The sequence below is a fragment of the Cryobacterium sp. 10I1 genome (assembly GCF_035019805.1).
GTDB classification, from domain to species: Bacteria; Actinomycetota; Actinomycetes; order Actinomycetales; family Microbacteriaceae; genus Cryobacterium; species Cryobacterium glucosi.
In genome coordinates, this window is the sequence record NZ_JASJVF010000352.1 from 1 (window position 1) to 2,630 (window position 2,630).

General features: G+C 68.1%; 3 protein-coding genes. All 3 read left to right on the forward strand.

Going from position 1 to position 2,630, the window contains the following annotated elements; translation table 11 throughout:
• The coding region (locus QN345_RS17800) for a carboxylesterase family protein (RefSeq protein WP_323508994.1) at window positions 1–637 on the forward strand (637 nt) is incomplete at its 5' end.
• 137 nt (window positions 638–774) lie between these two features.
• On the forward strand, window positions 775–2,205 hold the full coding sequence (locus QN345_RS17805; protein ID WP_370294594.1) for an NCS2 family permease: 1,431 nt from the start codon (window positions 775–777) through the stop codon (window positions 2,203–2,205).
• Window positions 2,206–2,318: 113 nt separating this feature from the next.
• Window positions 2,319–2,630, forward strand: a 312-nt coding sequence (locus tag QN345_RS17810) for a DUF4190 domain-containing protein (protein ID WP_323508995.1), incomplete at its 3' end; no start/stop codon positions are given.

Consider the following 2,630-nt stretch of genomic DNA (forward strand, 5'->3'; position numbering starts at 1 on the left):
CTTCCTGCCCGAACGCCCGCTCGACGCGTTCCGGGACGGTCGCGCGGCCCGGATCCCGCTGATCATCGGCACCAACGCCCGCGAGGGTTCCCTCTTCAGTGGACGGATCGATATCCTCGCTTCGACGCCCAAGCGCATCCGTGCGATCTTCGCCAACACCAAGAAGAAGGCGAGGAAGGCGCTGAAAGCCCAGTACCCCGGCATCCCGGCGCTGCGCCCCGCCCTCGACTTCGGCGGCGACTTCTCGTTCTGGTACCCGAGCCTCAAGGTCGGCGAGCGCCATTCCCGCTACGCCCCCGTGCACTTCTACCGTTTCGACTTCGCTCCGCGACTCGTGCGGAGGATGGGACTCGACGCGACCCACGGCCTCGAACTGTTCCCGCTCTTCGACCGGCTGGACGGCTGGTTCGGCCGGGGCATGACGATCATCGGCGGCCGCCGTGAGTTCAAGGCGATCGGGGCGCGCATGCAGGGCTGGTGGCTCGGCTTCGCGACAACGGGCGAACCGGATGCCGCGTGGCCGCTCTACGACGAGACGCGCCGGCTGACCCTCATCATCGACGCGGCCGACCGGGTCGAGTCCGATCCGCTGGCCGAGCGGCGGCTGGCGTGGGGAGCCTTCGTCCCGCACGTCTGAGGTGGGAGGCGGTGGCGCATACCCGGGACCGCATCTCAACGCGCGTAAGCTGGAAGCTGAGAATCAGCCGCGACGGCAGCCTGGAGAACCCCATTCCTGTTACACAGACCGACACGCCCGCACCACTCCGCACCAGTGTGAAGGGGCGTATCGACCGCTACTTCGAGATCACGACCCGCGGCTCGAGCTGGGGCCGTGAAGTCCGCGGCGGCCTCGTCACCTTCGTGACCATGGCGTACATCGTCATCCTCAACCCCCTCATCCTCGGCGGTTTCAGCGCAGACCAGGCCTCGGTCGACGTCGTCGGCGGCTGGCTCCCGAACGCCCAGGTCGCCGCGGTCACCGCGCTCACCGCGGGCGTCATGACGATCCTCTTCGGCGTGATCGCCCGGCTGCCGTTCGGCTTCGCCGCCGGCCTCGGCATCAACTCCTACCTCGCCGTGAGCGTCGTCGGCCAGGTCACCTGGCCGGAGGCGATGGGGCTCGTGCTCATCAACGGACTCATCATCGTGCTCCTGGCCTCGACCGGGCTCCGCGAAATGATCTTCAACGCCGTTCCGCACCAGCTCAAGATCGCCATCACCGTCGGCATCGGCCTGTTCATCGCGTTCATCGGCCTCGTCGACTCCGGATTCGTCCGCTCGAGCGGGACCGCGAGCCCGCCCGTGCAGCTCGGCGACAACGGGTCGATCGTGACCCTGCCGACCACCGTGTTCGTGATCGGCCTGCTCCTGATCGGCGTGCTCGTCGCGCGCAAGGTCAAGGCCGCCATCCTGATCGGGATCGTCGCGACCACGGTCATCGCCGTGATCCTCGAGGCGATCTTCAAGGTCGGGCCGTCGCTCGGCACCAACGCGTACGGCTGGAACCTCAACGCCCCCGTGCTCCCGACGACCGCGGTCTCCCTGCCTGACCTGAGCCTGCTCGGCCACGTCAGCTTCGGCGCCTTCGACCGCATCGGCGTGCTCGCGGCGCTCATGCTCGTCTTCACCCTCGTGTTCACGAACTTCTTCGACGCAATGGGCACCATGACCGGCCTCGCGACCGAGGCAGGCCTCGCGGACAAGAAGGGCAACTTCCCCCGGCTGAAGTCGGCACTGATCGTCGAGGGTGTCGGCGCGGTGCTCGGCGGCGCGACGTCGGGCTCCTCCAACACCGTGTTCGTCGAATCGGGTGCCGGGATCGGCGAGGGAGCCCGCACCGGGTTCGCGAACATCATCACCGGGCTGTTGTTCCTCGCCGCGATGTTCTTCACCCCGCTCACGCAGATCGTGCCCCTCGAGGTCGCCGCCGCGGCGCTCGTGATCGTCGGCGCGATGATGGTCTCGCAGATCCGCTTCATCGACTTCAGCGAGTTCTCGATCGTCTTCCCGGTGTTCCTCACGATCATCGTGATGCCGCTGACCTACTCGATCGCCAACGGGATCGGCGCCGGCTTCATCAGCTGGGTCGTCGTGCGCTCGTTCTCCGGCAAGGCGCGCGAGATCAGCCCGCTGCTCTGGATCGTCGCGGTCGGCTTCCTGGTCTTCTTCGTGCGTGGCCCGATCGAAACCCTGATCGGCGGCTGACCCCCGACCGGTCCGGGGCTGATCCGGGGGATAGCCCCATGGTCGGCGAAAGGCCGGCTTCGTACTCTGGAAGAGAGCCGTGAACCGCGGCCGTATTCCAAGGAGAGTCCAGAATGTCCACCCTGCATCCCGACCAGACGACACCGCCCGCCGCGTACCCGGCCCCGCCGGCGTACGCGTACGCGCCGGCCGCGCCGGAACGACCAGCGAGCCCGCTCGCGCTGACGAGCCTCGTGCTCGGGCTCGTCTCGATCCTCGCCGGCTGGACCTTCGTGGCCCCGATCGCCGGCCTCGTGACCGGCGTGCTCGCCCTCGGCCGTGAACCGTACGCCCGCACCATGGCCCTCTGGGGCATCGTGCTCAACGCCGTGATGCTCGCCGGCGTGTTCCTGCTGTTGGTGCTCGGGCTCATCTTCGGGCTCGCG